At 37.0% G+C, this 18,968-nt stretch carries 23 protein-coding genes; 13 read left to right on the forward strand and 10 right to left on the reverse strand.

The features are described 5' to 3' along the window. From ASU31_RS19715 to ASU31_RS19725, 3 genes are all read right to left on the reverse strand, one after another. The coding region (locus ASU31_RS19715; RefSeq protein WP_167346214.1) for a triose-phosphate isomerase family protein at positions 1 to 341 on the reverse strand (341 nt) is incomplete at its 3' end. 47 nt (positions 342 to 388) lie between these two features. After that, on the reverse strand, positions 389 to 1,555 hold the full coding sequence (locus tag ASU31_RS19720) for a putative sugar nucleotidyl transferase (RefSeq protein WP_057933999.1): 1,167 nt from the start codon (positions 1,553 to 1,555) through the stop codon (positions 389 to 391). A 73-nt stretch (positions 1,556 to 1,628) separates the two neighbouring features. Next, entirely contained in the window at positions 1,629 to 1,877 is a 249-nt protein-coding gene (locus ASU31_RS19725) for a type B 50S ribosomal protein L31 (protein ID WP_025142617.1), read from the reverse strand. A gap of 321 nt (positions 1,878 to 2,198) precedes the next feature. Between ASU31_RS19725 and ASU31_RS27590 the strand changes: the two genes are divergently transcribed. Beyond that, positions 2,199 to 2,366, forward strand: coding sequence for a hypothetical protein (locus ASU31_RS27590; protein ID WP_157258143.1), 168 nt, complete (start codon positions 2,199 to 2,201; stop codon positions 2,364 to 2,366). 114 nt (positions 2,367 to 2,480) lie between these two features. Beyond that, positions 2,481 to 3,065: a hypothetical protein gene (locus ASU31_RS19730; protein ID WP_057934000.1), complete on the forward strand. Its 585-nt coding sequence runs from the start codon at positions 2,481 to 2,483 to the stop codon at positions 3,063 to 3,065. 9 nt (positions 3,066 to 3,074) lie between these two features. Here ASU31_RS19730 and ASU31_RS19735 read toward each other — a convergent pair whose 3' ends face one another. Both ASU31_RS19735 and mce read right to left on the reverse strand, forming a co-directional pair. Further along, positions 3,075 to 3,359: a hypothetical protein gene (locus ASU31_RS19735; RefSeq protein ID WP_057934001.1), complete on the reverse strand. Its 285-nt coding sequence runs from the start codon at positions 3,357 to 3,359 to the stop codon at positions 3,075 to 3,077. 268 nt (positions 3,360 to 3,627) lie between these two features. Beyond that, on the reverse strand, positions 3,628 to 4,035 hold the full coding sequence (mce, locus tag ASU31_RS19740) for a methylmalonyl-CoA epimerase (RefSeq protein WP_057934002.1): 408 nt from the start codon (positions 4,033 to 4,035) through the stop codon (positions 3,628 to 3,630). Between the two features lie 117 nt (positions 4,036 to 4,152). Between mce and ASU31_RS19745 the strand changes: the two genes are divergently transcribed. The 4 genes from ASU31_RS19745 (at position 4,153) to ASU31_RS19760 (ending at position 8,578) form a co-directional block, all read left to right on the forward strand. Continuing rightward, complete coding sequence (locus ASU31_RS19745) at positions 4,153 to 5,364, forward strand: IscS subfamily cysteine desulfurase (RefSeq protein ID WP_029275719.1); 1,212 nt, start codon at positions 4,153 to 4,155, stop codon at positions 5,362 to 5,364. A 126-nt stretch (positions 5,365 to 5,490) separates the two neighbouring features. Beyond that, on the forward strand, positions 5,491 to 5,904 hold the full coding sequence (gene iscU / locus ASU31_RS19750; RefSeq protein ID WP_025142622.1) for a Fe-S cluster assembly scaffold IscU: 414 nt from the start codon (positions 5,491 to 5,493) through the stop codon (positions 5,902 to 5,904). Between the two features lie 91 nt (positions 5,905 to 5,995). After that, positions 5,996 to 6,322, forward strand: coding sequence for a HesB/IscA family protein (locus ASU31_RS19755; protein ID WP_025142623.1), 327 nt, complete (start codon positions 5,996 to 5,998; stop codon positions 6,320 to 6,322). Between the two features lie 339 nt (positions 6,323 to 6,661). Further along, positions 6,662 to 8,578, forward strand: coding sequence for an AMP-dependent synthetase/ligase (locus tag ASU31_RS19760; protein WP_057934003.1), 1,917 nt, complete (start codon positions 6,662 to 6,664; stop codon positions 8,576 to 8,578). 71 nt (positions 8,579 to 8,649) lie between these two features. Here ASU31_RS19760 and ASU31_RS19765 read toward each other — a convergent pair whose 3' ends face one another. Then, positions 8,650 to 9,339 carry a DUF2461 domain-containing protein gene (locus tag ASU31_RS19765; RefSeq protein WP_057934094.1) on the reverse strand — a complete coding sequence of 230 codons (690 nt, stop codon included), beginning with the start codon at positions 9,337 to 9,339 and terminating at the stop codon, positions 8,650 to 8,652. Positions 9,340 to 9,572: 233 nt separating this feature from the next. Here ASU31_RS19765 and ASU31_RS19770 point away from each other — a divergent pair, with 233 nt between their 5' ends. From ASU31_RS19770 to ASU31_RS19780, 3 genes are all read left to right on the forward strand, one after another. After that, a complete protein-coding gene (locus tag ASU31_RS19770) occupies positions 9,573 to 9,899 on the forward strand; it encodes an MGMT family protein (protein WP_057934004.1) in 327 nt (108 codons plus the stop codon). 279 nt (positions 9,900 to 10,178) lie between these two features. Further along, a complete protein-coding gene (lysS, locus tag ASU31_RS19775; RefSeq protein WP_057934005.1) occupies positions 10,179 to 11,888 on the forward strand; it encodes a lysine--tRNA ligase in 1,710 nt (569 codons plus the stop codon). A gap of 136 nt (positions 11,889 to 12,024) precedes the next feature. Further along, positions 12,025 to 12,237 (forward strand): hypothetical protein, encoded by a 213-nt coding sequence (locus ASU31_RS19780; protein WP_057934006.1) that lies wholly within the window; start codon positions 12,025 to 12,027, stop codon positions 12,235 to 12,237. 64 nt (positions 12,238 to 12,301) lie between these two features. On the opposite strand, the gene ASU31_RS19785 is transcribed toward ASU31_RS19780, so the two are convergent. Continuing rightward, positions 12,302 to 12,856, reverse strand: a complete 555-nt coding sequence (locus ASU31_RS19785; protein WP_057934007.1) for a pyridoxamine 5'-phosphate oxidase family protein — start codon at positions 12,854 to 12,856, stop codon at positions 12,302 to 12,304. Between the two features lie 155 nt (positions 12,857 to 13,011). On the opposite strand from ASU31_RS19785, the gene ASU31_RS19790 reads away from it, so the two are divergent. Beyond that, entirely contained in the window at positions 13,012 to 13,509 is a 498-nt protein-coding gene (locus ASU31_RS19790; RefSeq protein WP_057934008.1) for a YdeI/OmpD-associated family protein, read from the forward strand. Positions 13,510 to 13,608: 99 nt separating this feature from the next. On the opposite strand, the gene ASU31_RS19795 is transcribed toward ASU31_RS19790, so the two are convergent. Together ASU31_RS19795 and ASU31_RS19800 are read right to left on the reverse strand one after the other, a co-directional pair. Continuing rightward, positions 13,609 to 15,630, reverse strand: coding sequence for a M3 family metallopeptidase (locus ASU31_RS19795; protein WP_057934009.1), 2,022 nt, complete (start codon positions 15,628 to 15,630; stop codon positions 13,609 to 13,611). A gap of 115 nt (positions 15,631 to 15,745) precedes the next feature. After that, positions 15,746 to 16,285, reverse strand: a complete 540-nt coding sequence (locus ASU31_RS19800) for a DUF2892 domain-containing protein (protein ID WP_029280631.1) — start codon at positions 16,283 to 16,285, stop codon at positions 15,746 to 15,748. A 115-nt stretch (positions 16,286 to 16,400) separates the two neighbouring features. Here ASU31_RS19800 and ASU31_RS19805 point away from each other — a divergent pair, with 115 nt between their 5' ends. The 3 genes from ASU31_RS19805 to ASU31_RS19815 all read left to right on the forward strand — a co-directional run bounded on the left by ASU31_RS19805 (position 16,401) and on the right by ASU31_RS19815 (position 18,389). Beyond that, positions 16,401 to 16,919 (forward strand): thioredoxin family protein, encoded by a 519-nt coding sequence (locus tag ASU31_RS19805; protein WP_057934010.1) that lies wholly within the window; start codon positions 16,401 to 16,403, stop codon positions 16,917 to 16,919. Between the two features lie 127 nt (positions 16,920 to 17,046). Continuing rightward, complete coding sequence (gene ung / locus ASU31_RS19810) at positions 17,047 to 17,727, forward strand: uracil-DNA glycosylase (RefSeq protein ID WP_057934011.1); 681 nt, start codon at positions 17,047 to 17,049, stop codon at positions 17,725 to 17,727. Continuing rightward, positions 17,727 to 18,389, forward strand: coding sequence for an alpha/beta hydrolase (locus ASU31_RS19815; protein ID WP_057934012.1), 663 nt, complete (start codon positions 17,727 to 17,729; stop codon positions 18,387 to 18,389). The genes ung and ASU31_RS19815 overlap by 1 nt, the downstream gene beginning before the upstream one ends. 105 nt (positions 18,390 to 18,494) lie before the next feature. On the opposite strand, the gene ASU31_RS19820 is transcribed toward ASU31_RS19815, so the two are convergent. Next, on the reverse strand, positions 18,495 to 18,965 hold the full coding sequence (locus ASU31_RS19820) for an Lrp/AsnC family transcriptional regulator (RefSeq protein ID WP_025142637.1): 471 nt from the start codon (positions 18,963 to 18,965) through the stop codon (positions 18,495 to 18,497). Positions 18,966 to 18,968 lie beyond the last annotated feature (3 nt).

The following is an 18,968-nucleotide window of genomic DNA, read 5'->3' on the forward strand; positions in this document are numbered from 1 at the left end:
GTTTTTTCAGCCAATAAAGCATCGCTTTCAGCGAAATATTGTCTGCGTTCAGAGTGACCTAAAATAACGTATTCTGCACCAACAGATTTCACCATTTTAGCTGAAGTTTCGCCTGTATATGCACCACTTTCTTTATCGCTGATATTTTGAGCGCCAATTTTAACATCGTTACCACCCAATTTTGCCAAGCTGTTTAAGTGAATAAACGGTGAGCAAATAATAGCCAGCTGATCGCCTTTGCGCTCATCTTTAACCATATTTACGATTTCGCTGAATAACGAAACACCTTCGTTATAATCTAAATTCATTTTCCAGTTACCGGCAACAATCTTTTTTCTCATTTTGTATTATTTAATGCTTGGTTGATCTTTCCAGATCGGGTTTTATATTAAAATCGTCTATACGATTCAGTTAATTCAAATACTTTAGTAATAATATCCTTTTCTACTTCATCAAAAGCAATATTTTTTCGGGCAAATACCTTTTCGGTTGTTTCGAACATTTTATTTAATTTATAGATATCGAAACCGCTGGCACCTCCCCAACTAAAATCAGGTATATGGTGTGGAGGAAAGCCCGCACCAAAAACATTGGCACCAATACCAACCACACTACCCGTATTAAACATGGTATTTATGCCCGATTTAGCATGATCGGCCATAATTAAACCACAAAACTGCAGGTTGGTGTTCCGCATTTTTTTACTTTCATAATCGTACAGTTTTACTTCGGCATAGTTGTTTTTTAAATTCGAATTGTTGGTATCGGCACCTATATTGCACCACTCTCCCATTACCGAATTGCCCAAATAACCCTCATGGCCTTTGGCCGAATTGCCCCAGATTACCGAATTGTTAATTTCGCCTCCTGCACGGCTATTCGGACCTATGGTAGTACCTGAATATATTTTGGCCCCCATTTTTATTGATGAATTATCACAAAGCGCAAAGGATCCCCTTATTAAAGAACCTTCCCAAACCTCGGAATTCTTACCGATATAAATCGGTCCGTAAGTGCTATTAAATACGCTGCATTCAGCTTTCGCTCCCTCCTCTAGAAAAATATCATCTCCGAGTAGCTGATTGGTACCGCTTAAATTTGCCGAACTGCGTCCTTCGGTCAATAATTTAAAATCTTTTCTGATCTCTCCGGGATTATTACCAAAAATATGTTCTGGATAAACAATCTGTATAAAATCTCCTGTGTATTCTACCGACTTTAGCGATTTAACCGATTCTAAGTCGTGCTGATCTGCGATATATGCGATTATGACATCTCTTTTGTAAAGCACTTCACCTGCTTTAAGCTTATCTACGGCGTTTAGCAAAGTTTCATCCGGACAAACAGAACCGTTTATAAATAAATCGGCATTAGGCTTAGGCGCAAATTTTACAGAGAGGTAATCTTGGGTATGAAAGCCAAAATCTGCCTTTAAATATTTTGCCCATTTCTCGGCAATGGTTAAAATACCAATGCGTAAATCGGCCACAGGCCTGGTAAAAGTAAGTGGGCGGAGAGATGCCCAGCAAGAATCATCAAAAAGATTGATTGTCATAAGCAACAAAAATAAAAAAAGTCCCGATGCTTTTGGCAAAGGGACTTCAAAAAATGCTTTTTTATTGCTAAAATTATTTCTTAGCGTAACGGTTTTTGAATTTATCGATACGTCCTGCTGTATCAACCAATTTCATCTTACCAGTATAAAAAGGGTGTGAAGTGTGAGAAATCTCTAATTTATAAAGAGGATACTCGTTACCATCTTCCCATTTAATTGTTTCTTTAGTATCTACGCAAGATTTTGTTAAGAAAGCATATTCGTTAGACATATCTTTAAAAACAACTGGTCTGTAGCTTGTTGGGTGCAAATCTTTTTTCATTTGAATATTATTTTTAGTTATTTGTGTGAAAGCATCAAGAACATTTTTGCAATTTGCTGGCAACAACGCTTATGACATTTCCTATTAGTCTTTCTACCTCTATTTTAGAGGATGCAAATATCTTAATTTTATTTTTGATTTACAAGCCTAAATTAAAATTTTAAATTATAAGATTTCCAGGCATCTGTTTTAGTAAAAACTGATTTAAACAATGTTTATTGTAAAACGACTGCTCCATCCGCATATAATACAACAAACCTAAACTTTTTTGGACTGAATATTGTTTTTCAGATATTTAAAAAATATGTGTAAATTTGATATATGAGAAAAGATAGCGAGTTTGATGGAATTATCCATTCTAGCAGTAGCGGAAAGCTCTACATTAAAAGCCCCGATTTCTTTGCACAGCCAAGGATCAGACAAATGGTGGGCGCTCTAATGGAGTCGAGTATTTTCAAAAAGATAGAAAAGGATAAAAACAAGAAATAGCCAATATAGATGCCTTTTAACCTGCTCTTATTCCCTCTTGTAGGCGGCTACTATATTCTTATTAGGTTCAGATACCTTCGATATGTACAATATCGGCTAGAAAACCAACGCGTATTGCTAAATTCCGCTTTTGCAGGCATCCTGCTTTTAGGTGTATGCTTTTTATTAAGAGGATTACTCATTGCCATCTTTCCTGAAACCGTTGAGCAATTAAGCAGATTACTTCCCATCCACACACCTTATTTCGGAACCACCAGCATGTCGTTATTTGTTGCGGTAGGTACAACAGAAATCGCAAATCTTTTTATTAATCGCCTTAAGGCAATTAAAAGGGCAATAGCTACCTCAGGAAATGAATTTGAACTTCTATTGAGTTCGTCTTTTTTTGATGCCCACCTTTTGCAGTTTACCATGGATAGCGGTAAATTTTACATTGGCTGGGTTAAAGAACTGCCAAAGCCCTTTACTACAAGTTATATCCGCATTACGCCTGCTTTTAGCGGTTACCGCAAAGCTGACGATAAAGAATTGGTTTTTACCACCCAGTATTTAACGGTTTATGCCAGTTATATTGAAGATGGCTCTGTTGCAAATACGGATGAGTTAAAAACCGACCTCGTACTAAAAGCGGATAAGATCAATTCCATTTCGTTTTTTGATATGGATATGTACAACCGTTTTAATCCTTCACAAGAATAAGCTTCGCTCTTAATCCTTCTTTTGACTGTATTTTTTCCAGGTTTCTATTTTAGCCATTTGGCGGGCGATATAAGCATCAGCAATTACTTCAGCCGAGCTTGAACCCTCTACAGTTTCTAATAATTCTTTTAATTTATACTGATCTACATCGGCTTTATACAAGATCTGGATCAGTTTTGGAAAGTCGTTATCGATTAGATAAGCAAAGGCATCAACCATTGCATCCCGCAACTGATTCTCAGAAAGATCATCTGGTATATCGAAATCTTTACTGATTATACTAATTAATGACATAGAATAGGATTTTTGGGATTACAGGATTTTAAGATCAAGTTTATATTTTAGGCAATTTGCACTACCCAAGAACCACAGGCCAATTTAAATAAACCTGATAAAAGCGGCAGCTCCCGATTCTTCATCGGGACTATAGCGGTTAGCAGGGCTGAAGAGGCTATAGAGTACGGAACCACTCGTTTTCAAAAACAAATCATGGATCAATTGACACCCCGCCTTGCAGGCACCCCTCTAAAAGAGGGGAATGAAACAATCGCATTAACATCTTCTAAATCCATTTAATTTCCTGGCAGATCTCAATCAGCACACCATTGGTATCTTTCGGATGCACAAAACACACCATCTTATTATCAGCACCCTTTTTTGGTGAATCGCTGAGCAGCACAAAACCTTCTTTGTGCAGGCGTTCCATTTCGGCCAGGATATCATCAACCAGAAAAGCGATATGATGAATCCCCTCTCCTTTTTTTTCGATAAATTTAGCTATTGCACTATCTGGAGCAGTAGCCTGCAGCAGTTCTACCTTGTTTTCGCCAGTTTTAAAGAAGGCCGTATTTACAAACTCGGATGCAACTTGCTCAGTTTTATAGCAATCAGTATTCAATAGTTTCTGATAAATATCTATGGAACTGTTAAGGTCTTTTACCGCGATGCCGATGTGTTCTATCTTATTCATAGATTATAAGGTTATGTGAATGTAAAAATGCAGCTTTTCTCTATAAGGTCATAGCTATTATTTATAATTGTTAAATAAGTTTTTTCGTATCTTTGTGTTATAATTAACAGAATAGAGATGAAACAGCCGATATATTTAGATAATAATGCAACCACCCCGTTAGATCCAAGGGTGTTGGAAGCAATGCTACCTTACTTTACAGAGAAATTTGGAAATGCCGCAAGTCGTAATCACGCGTTTGGCTGGGTGGCTGAAGAGGGTGTAGATTATGCCCGTGAGCAGGTAGCCAAACTAATCGGCTGTACTGAAAAAGAAATTATTTTTACATCAGGTGCTACTGAGGCCGATAACCTGGCTATTAAAGGTGTATTTGAAATGTACAAAGAAAAAGGTAACCACATTATTACTGCGGTTACTGAACATAAAGCGGTTTTAGATACTTGCAAACACCTGGAGAAAAACGGTGCACGTGTAACTTATTTAGGCGTTAAAGAAGACGGTTTAATTGATTTAGCTGAATTAGAAGCTGCTATGACTCCTGAAACAATTTTAGTTTCGATTATGTATGGCAACAACGAAATCGGTGTAATTCAACCCGTTAAAGAAATTGCAGCAATTGCACACAAACACGGTGCTTTATTTATGACTGATGCTACGCAGGCAGTTGGTAAAATTCCGGTTGATGTAAATGCTGATGGTATTGACTTAATGGCTTTCTCGGCACACAAAATGTATGGTCCGAAAGGTGTTGGTGTACTTTACGTTCGCCGTAAAAACCCAAGGGTTAAAGTTACCGCACAAATGGATGGTGGTGGCCACGAGCGCGGAATGCGTTCTGGTACATTAAACGTTCCAGGTATTGTTGGTTTAGGTAAAGCCTGCGAACTTTGCCGTTTGGAAATGGAAAGTGAATCAGTTCGTTTAGCTGCTTTACGCGATAAGTTAGAAACTACTTTGAACAAAATGGAAGAGAGTTATGTTAATGGTAATACACAACACCGTTTACCACATGTAGCCAATATCTCTTTTAAATATGTTGAGGGTGAAGGTTTAATGATGGCGATGAGTGATTTAGCGGTATCTTCAGGATCAGCTTGTACTTCAGCATCTTTAGAACCATCATACGTTTTAAAAAGCTTAGGTTTATCAGATGATTTAGCTCACTCATCTATCCGTTACGGTTTAGGAAGGTTTACAACTGAAGCAGAGATCGATCAGGCTATTGAAGTTACTCAAAAAGCAGTTAACCACTTAAGAGAACTTTCTCCACTTTGGGAAATGTTTAAAGAAGGAATTGACTTGAGTAAAATTGAGTGGGCGGAACACTAAGAAAGGTAGAGGGCCGGAAGGCTTAAGGTAGAAGGTTAATCGCCAAACGCTTTACGCAAATCGCCAAACTCCAAGTTGAAAACTAATTAAAAATTTGCTCCGTAAGGAGATTAAAAAAATAAAATCATGGCATATTCAGAAAAAGTAATTGACCATTACAATAACCCACGTAACGTAGGTACTTTAAATAAAGACAGCAAATTTGTAGGAACAGGATTAGTTGGTGCACCTGAGTGCGGTGACGTAATGCGTTTACAGATTGAAGTTGGAGAAGATAACGTAATCACTGATGCTAAATTTAAAACATTTGGTTGTGGTTCGGCTATTGCTTCTTCTTCTTTAGCTACAGAATGGTTAAAAGGAAAAACAATTGATGAGGCTTTATCTATTGACAATATGGATATTGTTGAAGAATTGGCTTTACCTCCGGTAAAAATTCACTGCTCAGTTTTGGCAGAAGATGCAATTAAATCGGCCATTAACGATTACCGCGTTAAAAATGGCTTAGAAGCAATTGTGTTAGAAAAATCACACCATTAAAATAGATATGAGACAGTAGATTTGAGATATGAGCCTTAAGGCGCTCAAATATATCTCCAATCTAACATCTCAAATCTCAAATCATAATACTATGATCACAATAACAGATAAAGCAAAAGAAAAAATCACCCACTTAATGCAGGATTCGGAAATGGGTTCTGATTACTTTTTACGCGTTTCAGTAAAAGGTGGTGGCTGTTCGGGCTTATCATATAATTTAGATTTTGATAACGAAGAACAAAAAGGCGATCAGTTTTTTGAAGACAGAGGAATCAAAATTGCTTTGGATATGAAATCATTCCTTTATTTGGCCGGAACTGAACTCGACTTCACTGATGGCTTAAACGGAAAAGGTTTTAACTTTATAAACCCAAATGCCAGCCGTAGCTGTGGCTGTGGCGAAAGTTTTTCAGTTTAATCGAGTCGATACAACTTATAAAAAAAGGTTTCATTTTATGGAACCTTTTTTGCGTTTTAAGAGGTTTGTTCTTCACAAGATACGTCATCTCGACCGAAACGCTTGTAGCGGAGAGATCTATCTCGATAGATTTAGCTACGCTGAGCAATCATGGTTCTCGACTTCGTTGCACCCGATAGCTATCGGGTCCGCTCGAAATGACGACATCGAAGTTGGACCCATTGAAATATCAATACAGCCTTAAAACTACTTAAACAACCAAAGCCTAAAGCGCCAATTTGTATTTTTAAACCAAAAAGTCTTATAATTGTTAATTATAATTAGCGAACCAATACGAGCATGCCATTAATAAACGAATTTTCAACTGTTCCTACCTTGTTGCGGAATGTTGTAAAAAACATCCATAAGCCCCAAGAAACCTTTTTGATTCATAAACAAGGTGCAGAATGGACTGAAATTTCTTATGAAGATACCTTAAAAAGAGCCGACGCTATTTCCGCTTTCTTTTTAGAGAAAGGAATAAAAAAAGGCGACCGATTAGGATTAATGATAGAGAATTCACCTGAATACGTATATTATGACCAGGGAATACAGCAGATTGGTGTAATTAACGTTTCCATTTACCCTACGCTTTCTGAACAGGAAGTAGCTTATATCATTAACGACTCTGGTATAAAAGCTATTCTTATTGGAAATAACTTTCTATACCGTAAAGTATTAAAGGTAGCAGCCAATTGCAAACAGTTAAAATATATTATTCCTGCTTTTAAAGATTTTGAAAAAGTTGTTATTCCAGAGGATGTACATGTAGAAGTTATTGCCTTTTCTGATATTCTGGCGCTTAAACATCAGATTACGGCTGCCGAAAGGGCTGACATTGACCAATGCAGAAGTTTGGTTTTACCTGACGATGTTTCCTCTTTAATTTACACCTCAGGAACAACAGGAACCCCAAAAGGTGTAATGCTTACCCATTATAACTTTGTTAAGAATGTGGAGGTTTGCTTGCAGCAGATCCCTGTGATTGATCAAACGGAAACTTTCCTTTCTTTTCTACCGCTATCGCACGTATTCGAGCGCACAGCAACTTACCATGTGTGCTGCGCACAAGGCTGTAAAATTGCATTTGCCCAAAGTTTAGAGTTATTGGCCAAGAACATGGGTGAGGTTCGTCCTACTGTGATGAGCTGCGTTCCGCGCCTTTTAGAACGCATACACGATAAAGCGATAAAAGGAGGAACTGCTGGCGGAGGTACAAAAGCAAAAATATTTACCTGGGCCTTAGAAACTGGCAACAAATACCGTTTAGCAAAAGAGGCTGGCAAAAACCCAGGCTTCATTTTATCAGCAAAAAAAGGAATAGCAGAGAAATTGGTTTTCAGTAAAATTAAAGAGAAAACCGGCGGACGTTTAAAGTTTATGATTTCGGGCGGTGCCGCCCTACCTAAAAATGTGGGTGAATTTTTTGGCGATCTGGGCATTAAAATATTAGAAGGATTTGGCTTAACAGAAACTTCGCCCGTAATGTCGGTTACCGAATATCACAGGCAGGTTTATGGCACTGTTGGTCGCGTAATTCCAGGAATCGAAGTGGGCATACAAGACGTTGAAACTAAAGAAATGCTCAGTATCCAAACACACAATACTTTTAACGAAGAATTTGAATGTGCCGAAGGTGAAGTAATTGTACGCGGTCACTGCGTAATGAAAGGTTACTTTAACAAACCAGCAGAAACAGCCGAAGCGATAGATAAAGACATGTGGTTCCATACCGGAGATATTGGTCGCTTTTATAAAGGTAACCTGCAGATTACAGACCGTTTAAAAAACATGATCGTTAATGCTTATGGCAAAAATGTTTACCCTACCCCGGTAGAAAACATTTATCTGAAAAGCCCAAAAATTGATCAGCTTTTTTTAATTGGAGATAAACGTGAATTTATTACTGCAATTATTATCCCGAACAGGGAAACTTTGGAAGAAACCTTTAAACTCAAACCATCGTTTTTTGAAGAGGCTGATCCTTTTATCCGCGATCAGGAAATTATAGATTGGATGGAACAGGACATCAAAAAAATATCAAACGAACTGGCTAAATTTGAGCGCATTAAAAACTTTAAGATCAAACGGAATCCTTTCAATATAGATGAAGGGGAAATTACCCCTACCATGAAAGTTAAACGCCGTATTGTAGAAAAGAAATATGCCGAAGCCATTAACGAAATGTATGAGGAAGGTATAGAAGCTGAATCATAATTAAAAAAGGGTCATCATAGCAAAAATTAGTATGATGACCCTTAATTTTTTGCAGCAATTGCAAAAATCAATTACAGTTCCAATCCATTTGCATCGGTTGTTAATATTTCGCTCATATAATCAAAGAAAGGCCGCATGTTTTTAAATTCCTGATTACAATACCCTAGGAATTCTTTACTTAAAACTTCCTCATCTGTAAATCGATGAACTAACAAAAACTGTTTATAACGTAGCAGATCGATATCCTGGTGGTCTCCATCAAAACCTTTCGGAGCTGTTTTCAATTGTTCGCCCTTCAAAGTCTCGAAAGAAGCAATAAAAGTTTTATCATTTAATATTTCTCTTAAAGGCCCGGCATCAAAACTTATGTTTTCCCTTATCAGTTTCAAATCTTGAGGAGAAGGCCCGAAAAAGCCGCCGGCCACAAAACTATTACCTGGTTCTATATGAAAATAGTAGCCACCCCTTCTCTGTTTACCTGCCCGTTTAAAACTTCCGCTCCAATGGGTTTTATAAGGTGTTTTATCATTTGAAAAACGGGTATCCCGATAAATCCGGTATAAACTTTTCTTTCCCGATGATGTTTCAATTACATCATGGGTATTCATAAGATCTAATAAATCCTGTGCAAAAGATTCTATATAAGCATGCTCTTTCTGGTAGGCTATTTTATGGTCATTAAACCACTCTCGTTCATTGTTATTTTTTAACAACCTTAAGAACTCAAAACTAGAAGGTGGTATTTGCTTAATATTGGGCATATTTTTTTTTAAATGGCTATTCACATCCAAACAAATATAACATCTGTAAAACACTAAATCCATATCGCTGAAAAAATTTACTCGAAGAAATATTTAAAAACTTCAGAAGGGTTCTGACCACAGATTAGCTATTAGACCAATAACACTATAAAAGCCCTTAATAAAATAAAATTCAAAATGATGAATTATGAAACAGCTATATTTAATAGCTTTATGTATCATTTGCCAAAACAATGAAACACGATTTATTTTTTGAACAGGTTTGGGATTTAACCAGAGAAATACCCAAAGGAAGGGTAACATCATACGGAGCAATTGCAAAAGCCATTGGTGCACCTAATTTATCAAGAATGGTTGCCAGAGCCATTGGTGCTTGCGGATCAGCACAGTCTCCTGTGCCTTATTATAGGGTAATCAGTAGCAGCGGCTTGCTCAGCGGTGATCCATCATCAACAGCTAAAAGACAGGAACTTCTCGAACGCGAAGGCGTTGAAATTAAAAACCTGAAAGTTCAAAATCTTAAAAAGGTATTCTGGGATCCGTTAATTGATATGGAATAAAGTATCATAGGTAAAACTTCTGATCATCCATTTTTTATCCCATTGGCTTTTACATTCTAAAATGCGGTTTTATATCAAATAAAGCATTTAGTAATTACAATAGCTTTCTTATCTTTGCAACCATCTGTTTTAAGTGGATAGCTAATTGGTACTGAAAATTGAATTTTTTCCAATATTAATTCAAAATTTAATCAGCTAATTATTTCTTTTTCATTAAAGCACCAAAATTTAACAATAACAAAAAATGCAAGAGCATTACTTTTGCAAAAAATACCTGAAATGAGTATAGGATTATCAGAACAAGAAGTATTACGACGTGAGTCGTTAAAACAATTACGCGCATTAGGCATTGAGCCTTATCCTGCAGAAGCGTATGAGGTAAATGCATATGCCGCAGATATATTAGCTAATTATGAAGTAGATAAGACAGCATACAAGACCGTAGTATTAGCAGGTAGAATTATGAGCCGTAATATAATGGGCGCTGCTTCTTTTACGGAGTTACAGGATTCTACCGGCAGAATTCAGATCTACTTAAAGCGTGATGAACTTTGTCCTGGTGATGATAAAACCCTATATAACACAGTTTTTAAAAAACTTTTAGATATCGGCGATTTTATCGGGGTTAAAGGATATGTATTCACTACGCAAACAGGAGAAATTTCTGTACATGTTACTGAATTTAAGGTGCTTTCTAAGTCACTACGTCCTCTACCAATCGTTAAACGCGATGATGAAGGTAATGTTTACGATGGATTTACCAATCCAGAATTGCGCTACCGCATGCGTTATGTAGATTTAACGGTAAACCCTGATTTTAAACAGATCTTTATCAAACGTAGCAAGGTGATTAACACCATGCGCAATTATTTTGATAACCAGGGTTGGATGGAAGTAGAAACGCCTATCCTACAGCCTATTCACGGCGGTGCTGCAGCGCGCCCTTTTGCCACACACCATAATACTTTAGATATGCCGCTTTATTTGCGTATTGCAAATGAACTTTATTTAAAAAGATTAATCGTGGCAGGTTTTGATGGTGTATATGAATTTGGTAAAATGTTCCGTAATGAAGGGATGGACCGTACGCATAACCCTGAATTTACTTCAATGGAAATTTACGTTGCCTATAAAGATTATATCTGGATGATGGCAATGGTTGAAGAATGTTTAGAAAAAGTAGCTATTGCAACAACTGGTGCAAGTGTAGTTAAAGTTGGTGCCAACGAAATTAATTTTGAAGGACCGTACGAAAAATTAACCATGTACGAGTCGATCCAAAAATATACCGGAATTGATGTTTCGGCGATGACAGAAGAAGAAATTGCGCAGACTTGTAAAGATTTAGGTATCGAAATTGATGATACAATGGGCCGCGGTAAATTAATTGATGAAATTTTCGGTGCTAAAGTTGAAGCAAATTTAATCCAGCCAACCTACATTACAGACTACCCGATCGAAATGACGCCACTTGCTAAAAAGCACCGTACCGCAGAAGGATTGGTAGAGCGTTTTGAGCTATTTGTTAATGGTAAAGAGATTGCGAATGCTTACTCAGAATTAAACGATCCTATTGACCAAAAAGAGCGTTTAGAAGACCAGTTAAAGTTAGCTGCACGCGGTGATGACGAGGCCATGGCAATGGATGATGATTTCGTACGTGCATTAGAGTATGGTATGCCGCCTACTTCAGGTTTAGGCATTGGTATTGATCGTTTGGTGATGTTAATGACTAACCAAAGTACCATTCAGGAAGTTTTATTCTTCCCGCAGATGCGCCCGGAGAAAAAGAAAATAGAAATGACACCTGAAGAAACAGAATTATATGCATTGGTTTCGGAAGGCGAACAATACCTGTTAACTGAAATAAAAGGGAAACTGGCCGATTGGAGTAATAAAAAATGGGATACAACCTTAAAAGCTTTAACAGGAAGAGGAATTTTAAAAGTTGCCAAAACAGACGAAGGCTTATTCTTATCTCATAAATAATCAATCTGAGACCCGAAAAACGGAATTCTGGATTTGATTTTAACAAAAACATAACATAAACTTAAAAGGCTTGCTAACAATTGTTTAGCAAGCCTTCTCTATATTTACAGCAATCGATAATTAAAATCATTGCGATATGAATACGTCAAGTTTAGAAATCAACGAAAGAGAATACTGCATTAAATTAAGCAAAGATGCTTTTGATTTAACGTTGGTACGTCAGTTAATAAAAAGAATCCAGGCCGAAGCTTTGTTCTTCTCAAGAGTACAAGCCGAAGAAGAAGATATCTTAAGCAAAAGAGCTCAAAGAGAAGAACTTGAAGGATTCGATTATTTAGGGGATAAATAGCAAGTTAACAGTTTGCAACTTTCAGTTGAGAGTTAATTGCAACAATTTTAAACAGTTAACCTGACTAATCCACCTCCAAAGTTCCTTCTACCGAATCATCCATTGTTTTTCCTGTAATTACCGACGCTGCCATCTTTAAAAATGCAACGGCAGTGCCGTGTTTGGTGTCCCAATAATATCCCTCTGAAGGGATAACCTTAATCAAGGTAATATCTGGATCGTCTTTCCCTCCCTGAAACCATGTTTTGATAAACGGGCTCCAAAGTTCGTCTATTTTAGCCTGATCCCTGCTGATTTCTGAAATTCCATAAATATTTACAAAACCCGAGTGCGCTCCAGCCTGAAACAATAAATGTGTAAAAGGATCAGTAGAAATCTCGTCATTTTTATGACTGTCTTTCATGCTCATAAACCAAATATTTCCCTCATCATCAACTTGCTGAATGGCCATTGGCCTTACCGATAAAGGTACGCCAGTCTTAATATTGGTACAGAAAAAACAGCTTTCGGCCTTTTCGGCTAGTGTTCTCAGTTTTTCGATGGCTTCTTTGCCGCCTAAATCTTTGATGTTATTTTCTTCCTGAGTATTGTTGGTACTCCCCTCTTGTGATGTTGCCATAGTATTAGATTTTATATAAACTACAATGGAAAATGGAGTTTAGTTTTAATTTTTTGGAGAAGAGCAAGTGACGAATGGCGTTAAGCGGAAAGCATAGCGTCTGATTTGTTGACGAAAAATTATGGAGTTTTAATCAAAGACAATATCTTTAATTAATGGATAATAAGAAACCTGTGCCATTTACTGCTGAAATTAAGATTATTGGTATCAATCCCTTTGTATTTGTACCGGAAGAAGCATTAAACTATGTTTTCCATCAAGCTGGGAAAGACAAAGGTCAACTTCCGATTACGATGAAAATTGATGGACATGAGTTTAAACAAACACTGGTAAAGTATGCAGGCGATTGGCGTTTGTACCTGAATACCCCTATGCGAAAAGCGGCAGGCAAAGATGTTGGAGATACTGCAAGCTTCGAAATTGAATTTGATGCTGAAGAACGGACAATAAGGATAAATCCTAAGTTGAAACAGGCTTTAGTAGAAAATAAACAAGCTAAGGATATATTTGACAGCCTTGCCCCCCATTTACAGAAGGAAATTATACGTTATATAGCCAACCTTAAAACGGAAGAATCGGTAAACCGCAATGTAAAAAAGGCTATTCAGTTTCTTTTGGGTAAAGAAAGGTTCATCGGCAGAGATGGAATTTAAAGAAAATAGCACCATAACTACAGCGGCGCCATCCTAAACCCGTTATTGATTATAGTACAAAGGTCAATTGTTAACTGTCCTTTGTACTATAATTTTGTTTTACAATAATCCGCGTTTTTTAAGCATTGGTTTAATATCAGGATTATGTCCCCTGAAATTAAAAAACATTTTGCCAAGATCTTCGGTATTTCCTTTTGACAGAATCATATCCCTAAAACGCTGACCATTTGCCCTGGTCAGTCCTCCATTCTCCTGAAACCACGAAAAGGCATCATTTTCAAGCATAGAAGTCCAGCTATAGGCGTAATAACCTGCGGCATAGCCATTACTCCAGATATGCAGAAAATAACTGGAGCGGTAACGTGGCGGCACATACGATAAATTTAGATTGGTTTTCTTTAAAGCTTCGGCTTCAAATTTGTCGACATCCTGCAATGGTGAACCCGGAGAAATCGTGTGCCACTGCATATCCAGATCGGCTGCTGCCAATGCTTCAGTAAAAATATACCCCTGGTTAAACGAACTCGCCTTTTTAATTTTATCTAACAAAGCCTGTGGCATCTGTGCTCCGGTTTGATAGTGAAGCGCATAATTCTTTAATATTTTTGGATCGGAAGCCCAATGTTCATTAAACTGTGAAGGAAATTCTACATAATCGCGGGCTACGTTTGCACCAGAAAGACTGGGATATTGCTGGTTGGCAAACAGACCATGTAAACCGTGTCCAAATTCATGAAACATGGTTGTAACATCATCAAAACTAATTAATGCTGGTTTTCCTGTTTCGGGTTTGGTGAAATTGCAAACATTATAAATAACTGGTATCGTGCCGAATAGCTTAGATTGGGGAACAAGGTTATCCATCCAGGCACCACCATCTTTATTATCACGCTTGTAGTAATCACAATAAAACAGACCTAGCTGTTTCCCATCTTTGTCTATCACATCAAAAACACGAACATCTTCCTGGTAAACAGGTAAATCTTTACGTTCTTTAAAAGTAATGCCGTAAAGTTGTGTTGCGGCATAAAAAACACCGTTGATGAGTACTTTATTTAACTCGAAATAGGGTTTAACTTCGTTTTCATCTAAATCGAATTTTGCTTTGCGAACTTGTTCAGCATAAAAGTCCCAATCCCAGGGGGCCAATTTAAAGCCACCTTTTTGCTGATCGATTATGGCTTGTATATCTGCCGCTTCACTTTTTGCCTTAGCGGTAGCAGCTGGAATAACCTTACTAAAAAAATCTTCAACTGCTTCGGGTGTTTTAGCCATCTGATTTTGCAATTTCCAAGCCGCATAATTTTTAAAGCCAAGCAATGCAGCCTGAGCAGAACGGATCTGTGCAATTCTTGAAATTATTTTACGGGTATCATTTGCATCACCTTTTTCTGCCCTGTTCCATGATTTGTTAAAAAGTTCTTCTCGCTTGGCACGATCGGTCATTGATTGCAATTCGGGCTGCTGGGTAGTATTTTTTAAACCTTTACCTGCTGCCTGTAACTGTGCGGTAAACTTTGCGCTTAAAGTAGCTTCTTCTTTGTTCAGCTCTTTAAGCTTGTCTTTGTCAGCATCAGATAGCTTTGCTCCTGCCAATTCAAATTTCTGGTAATAATACTCCAGTAAACGCAACGATTCGGCATCCAGTTTCAGCTGATCCTTCTGTTTGTAAAGGGTTGCTACCCGATTAAAAAGTTTGGTATTTAAATAAATGGCATCGGTGTTTGCAGTTAATTTAGGAGCTTCCTCTTCTTTAACCTTTTGCAATTCAGGATTGGTATTGGCACCTGTAAGTAGGTTAAAAACCACACTTGTCCGGTTCAGCAATTGTCCGCTTTTTTCGATGGCCAGAATGGTATTTTCAAAATCAGGTGCTTCAGTCTGATCAGCAATTTCCTGGATTTCGTTCATCTGCTGCTTCATTCCTTCTTCCAATGCGGGTTTAAAATCGCCATTTTTAATTTTGTCGAAGGCAGGAGCCTGAAAGGCAAGTTCGCTTGCTTTAAAAAAAGGATTTGCCGATGAAAAGCTTTCATTGCTTTCTTCAGCGTCCTTTTTGTTATTGCAAGCACCTAGAATGGCTAAGAAGGCCAGCATGGGTAAATAAGATACTTTTTTCATGAATATTTAAAAGTTAGATTATCCATAAAAATAGTAATTTATAAGCTGCAATTTTCAATAAACAAACTGAGCTGAAACAAAAAAGCCATTCCGGTTAAGAAATGGCTTTAAAATTTTATCTGTAACGAACTTGCTGCTGCTTGTCCATCATGCCCATCTGATCTTTCATTTGTTTAATCTGATCGGCCAGTAATTTATTTTTATCTGCTTTTTTCGCTTCGGCAAGATACATGGTCGCTTCGCGTTTGTTACGCTTAGCCATTGCAATGCCCGCTAAACTTAATTTTGCTAAAGCAATGTTATGATCCATCTGCATGCCCAATGCAAGCGATTTTTTGAAATACTTCTCACTTTGCATCGGTGCTGTTCTGCTTTCAATTAACCCGATCAATAAATTATAATAACCATGTTGAACTTTAATCAACTGCGTTTCGTAATTGGTAATCCGATCTAAAAACATTTTTGCTTTAGGCATGTTATCTTTTCTAAGAAACCATTGTGCTAAAAGCATGTTCTCGTTAAAGAAATAAGTTACCAGTACAATTATTCCCAATAAAATGGCAACAATACCCCATGGCCAAAAGCCGAAAATAAATAAAGCTACTGCGCCACCCAGTAAAGCAAACCCCGCAATTAATCTGATAATATTTGGCATAAATTTTATTCTAATTATTTTTTTTTGCAAATATCGTGTTTAAATGGCAGAAATTAGATTTTAAAACAATAATTTCATTAAAAATTTAAAAGTTCAAAAAAACCGTCTCTTAAATATGAAAATCCTATTATCCATCACTCTAATCGTACTTGCAATGAATGTTTCTGCACAAGAAGTTAATAAAAAAATCCACGATCAAGTCCACAATAAAGATATTCTGATTAACGCCTGTACACGTGAAGGAATTACCGCTTTTCCTGAGTTTAAAGAAATGTACGATCCACTTTACGCGGCATATATACCTGATGCAGCAACCATGATCGAACTGAAAACACTGGTTAAAAACGAAAAAATAAAAATTGTTTTAGGCACGTGGTGCGGCGACAGCAAAGCAAACGTACCGAACTTCTTTAAAATTTTAGACGCCTTACACTTTAAAGGGAAAAACGTAGAAATTATTGCAGTAGACGGAAATAAAAAAGCTGAAAACGGCATTCTAGATGGCCTGGATATTGTAAGGGTACCAACTTTTATTGTTCTTGATAAAAAAGGAAAAGAACTGGGGCGGATTATAGAAGGACCAAAAACAACACTCGAAGGTGATTTACTGGCGATATATAAGAAGAAATCTTAAACTTTTTTAGAAGATTTTGGTTCATAGTCTATTGGTTAATAGTTGATAATATAGCTACAGCTCATCATTCTAACAATTACCTATAAACTATCAAAAATATTACATAACACATCTTACAGCAAAAAACATGTCTGCAGCATTAGAACGAGGTTGGTTAACCGTTTTAGAAGAAGAATTTGAAAAAGACTACATGAAAAGCCTTAAGTCTTTTTTACAGGAGGAGAAAAACAATGGCGCAACGGTTTACCCAAAAGGCAGTGATATTTTCAACGCATTAAACACCACGCCATTTGACCAGGTAAAGGTTGTTATTTTAGGCCAAGACCCCTATCATGGTATTGGCCAGGCGCATGGTCTATCTTTTTCGGTACAACGCGGTGTAGCCATTCCGCCATCGTTAAAAAATATTTACAAGGAGTTAGAAACTGATATTGAAGGTTTTAAAACACCAAACCATGGACACTTAACACATTGGGCAGAACAAGGCGTATTGTTGTTAAATGCAACTTTAACTGTTCGTGCTTCGGAAGCAGGCTCGCATCAAAACCGTGGCTGGGAAATTTTCACTGATGAAATTATTAAGGCTTTATCTCAAAAACGCGAACATATCGTATTTCTTTTGTGGGGTAAATATGCACAACAAAAATCGGCTTTAATCGATCAGAAAAAACATTATGTACTTACGGCTGCCCATCCATCACCATTTTCGGCCTACAATGGCTTTTTTGGATCGAAACATTTCTCTAAAGCAAATCAGCTTTTAGTACAGAATAACTTAAGCCCTATCGACTGGAACTTACCAGCCTAATGAATACCTATTTTATCAGCGGTTTAGGTGCCGATAAAAGGATTTTTTCTAAGCTGAAGCTTAATGAAAATATCTATATGATTCATATAGACTGGATTACTCCGAATATAAATGAATCATTAGCTTCATATGCTCAACGACTAAGTAGCGTAATAGACTTAAGCCAACCATTTGCTTTGGTTGGTGTTTCTTTTGGCGGAATGATTGCTGTAGAAATTGCGAAATTATTAAACCCTACAACAACGATTATCATTTCGAGTACAATGTTGAGTGCTCATCTGCCTGCATTATACCGCTTTGCAGGGAAACTTGGACTGTTAAAATTTATTCCCGCCAGGCTCTTAAAATCATCGAATAAACTTACTCAGAATTACTATTTCGGCACACGCTCGAGCAGTGAAAAAACATTACTAAGCAGGATTATAAAAGACACAGATCCTCGTTTTCTAAAATGGGCAATTGGGAGTATTTTAAGCTGGAGCAACAAAATCAAACCTAAAAACATCTACCATATTCACGGCACCAACGATAAAATTTTATATTCAGAAATTGCTCAGCCAGATTTTATTATCGAAAACGGAACGCACTTTATGGTTTATCAAAATGCTGAAGAAGTCTCAGGAATTATTAATAGAGTAATATTGAATAACGAAATCGACTAACCTTCCTCGATACGTCACCCTGAATTAATTCAGGGTCTTAATAGCAAGAAAGATGCTGAAATAAATTCAGCATGACGCATCTATAAAATGACGGTATTATTCGGTTTAATACTCCAAAGGCACAATCGGTTCTTTCTTCGTGGTCGACATGATCATCATCGTTTGAAAAGTTTTAACCACAGAAATCTTACTGATTTTATCCATAATTAAACGTTCGTACGCTTTAATGTCTTTCACATAAACTTTTAACAGAAAATCAGCCTGACCGGTAACGTGGTGACATTCTGTGATTTCCTTTATTTGATTTACTTCATCCAAAAAGATCTGAATAGTGTTATTTTTATGAAAATCGAGTTGAATCTGAATAAAGGTTTTTATACCTAAACCCAGTTTTTCTTCATCTACCAAGGCATGATAACTTTTAATATATCCTGCCATTTCAAGCTTGCGCACACGTTCTAAAGTTGGTGCAGGTGATAAACCAATTTCTTGGGATAAAAGCAAGTTTGTAATTCTTCCATTCTCTTGAAGAATTCTTAAAATTTTAAAGTCAATTTTATCTAATTCAGATGCCATATG

The sequence above is a fragment of the Pedobacter ginsenosidimutans genome, from assembly GCF_001442625.1.
Classification (GTDB): domain Bacteria; phylum Bacteroidota; class Bacteroidia; order Sphingobacteriales; family Sphingobacteriaceae; genus Pedobacter; species Pedobacter ginsenosidimutans.

Excerpts from the sequence above, each read along its gene's own strand:
- ASU31_RS19720 (WP_057933999.1), bottom strand. The coding sequence starts at position 1,555 with ATGACAATCAATCTTTTTGATGATTCTTGCTGGGCATCTCTCCGCCCA.
- ASU31_RS19725 (WP_025142617.1), bottom strand. The coding sequence starts at position 1,877 with ATGAAAAAAGATTTGCACCCAACAAGCTACAGACCAGTTGTTTTTAAA.
- ASU31_RS27590 (WP_157258143.1), top strand. The coding sequence starts at position 2,199 with ATGAGAAAAGATAGCGAGTTTGATGGAATTATCCATTCTAGCAGTAGC.
- ASU31_RS19735 (WP_057934001.1), bottom strand. The coding sequence starts at position 3,359 with ATGTCATTAATTAGTATAATCAGTAAAGATTTCGATATACCAGATGAT.
- mce (WP_057934002.1), bottom strand. The coding sequence starts at position 4,035 with ATGAATAAGATAGAACACATCGGCATCGCGGTAAAAGACCTTAACAGT.
- ASU31_RS19745 (WP_029275719.1), top strand. The coding sequence starts at position 4,153 with ATGAAACAGCCGATATATTTAGATAATAATGCAACCACCCCGTTAGAT.
- iscU (WP_025142622.1), top strand. The coding sequence starts at position 5,491 with ATGGCATATTCAGAAAAAGTAATTGACCATTACAATAACCCACGTAAC.
- ASU31_RS19755 (WP_025142623.1), top strand. The coding sequence starts at position 5,996 with ATGATCACAATAACAGATAAAGCAAAAGAAAAAATCACCCACTTAATG.
- ASU31_RS19760 (WP_057934003.1), top strand. The coding sequence starts at position 6,662 with ATGCCATTAATAAACGAATTTTCAACTGTTCCTACCTTGTTGCGGAAT.
- ASU31_RS19765 (WP_057934094.1), bottom strand. The coding sequence starts at position 9,339 with ATGCCCAATATTAAGCAAATACCACCTTCTAGTTTTGAGTTCTTAAGG.
- ASU31_RS19770 (WP_057934004.1), top strand. The coding sequence starts at position 9,573 with ATGAAACACGATTTATTTTTTGAACAGGTTTGGGATTTAACCAGAGAA.
- lysS (WP_057934005.1), top strand. The coding sequence starts at position 10,179 with ATGAGTATAGGATTATCAGAACAAGAAGTATTACGACGTGAGTCGTTA.
- ASU31_RS19780 (WP_057934006.1), top strand. The coding sequence starts at position 12,025 with ATGAATACGTCAAGTTTAGAAATCAACGAAAGAGAATACTGCATTAAA.
- ASU31_RS19785 (WP_057934007.1), bottom strand. The coding sequence starts at position 12,856 with ATGGCAACATCACAAGAGGGGAGTACCAACAATACTCAGGAAGAAAAT.
- ASU31_RS19790 (WP_057934008.1), top strand. The coding sequence starts at position 13,012 with ATGGATAATAAGAAACCTGTGCCATTTACTGCTGAAATTAAGATTATT.
- ASU31_RS19795 (WP_057934009.1), bottom strand. The coding sequence starts at position 15,630 with ATGAAAAAAGTATCTTATTTACCCATGCTGGCCTTCTTAGCCATTCTA.
- ASU31_RS19800 (WP_029280631.1), bottom strand. The coding sequence starts at position 16,285 with ATGCCAAATATTATCAGATTAATTGCGGGGTTTGCTTTACTGGGTGGC.
- ASU31_RS19805 (WP_057934010.1), top strand. The coding sequence starts at position 16,401 with ATGAAAATCCTATTATCCATCACTCTAATCGTACTTGCAATGAATGTT.
- ung (WP_057934011.1), top strand. The coding sequence starts at position 17,047 with ATGTCTGCAGCATTAGAACGAGGTTGGTTAACCGTTTTAGAAGAAGAA.
- ASU31_RS19815 (WP_057934012.1), top strand. The coding sequence starts at position 17,727 with ATGAATACCTATTTTATCAGCGGTTTAGGTGCCGATAAAAGGATTTTT.
- ASU31_RS19820 (WP_025142637.1), bottom strand. The coding sequence starts at position 18,965 with ATGGCATCTGAATTAGATAAAATTGACTTTAAAATTTTAAGAATTCTT.